This window comes from Spirosoma endbachense, from assembly GCF_010233585.1.
Classification (GTDB): Bacteria; Bacteroidota; Bacteroidia; order Cytophagales; family Spirosomataceae; genus Spirosoma; species Spirosoma endbachense.
The window spans coordinates 10,295,127-10,295,618 of the sequence record NZ_CP045997.1; the positions used below are offsets into that span (position 1 = coordinate 10,295,127).

Annotated in this window: 1 other annotated feature (cut by both window edges). The window is 55.1% G+C overall.

Going from position 1 to position 492, the window contains the following annotated elements:
• Positions 1-492, reverse strand: a sequence feature (16S ribosomal RNA rRNA prediction is too short) (it extends past both window edges: 67 nt to the left, 197 nt to the right).

Sequence of the window (492 nt, forward strand, 5' to 3'; positions counted from 1 at the left end):
GGGAATACGGACCTGACTACTGGGGTATCTAAGCCTGTTTGCTCCCCACGCTTTCGCACCTGAGCGTCAGTCTTCGTCCAGGGGGCCGCCTTCGCCACCGGTATTCCTCCAGATCTCTACGCATTTCACCGCTACACCTGGAATTCTACCCCCCTCTACGAGACTCAAGCTTGCCAGTATCAGATGCAGTTCCCAGGTTGAGCCCGGGGATTTCACATCTGACTTAACAAACCGCCTGCGTGCGCTTTACGCCCAGTAATTCCGATTAACGCTTGCACCCTCCGTATTACCGCGGCTGCTGGCACGGAGTTAGCCGGTGCTTCTTCTGCGGGTAACGTCAATGAGCAAAGGTATTAACTTTACTCCCTTCCTCCCCGCTGAAAGTACTTTACAACCCGAAGGCCTTCTTCATACACGCGGCATGGCTGCATCAGGCTTGCGCCCATTGTGCAATATTCCCCACTGCTGCCGCCCGTAGGATAGCGCATTTCA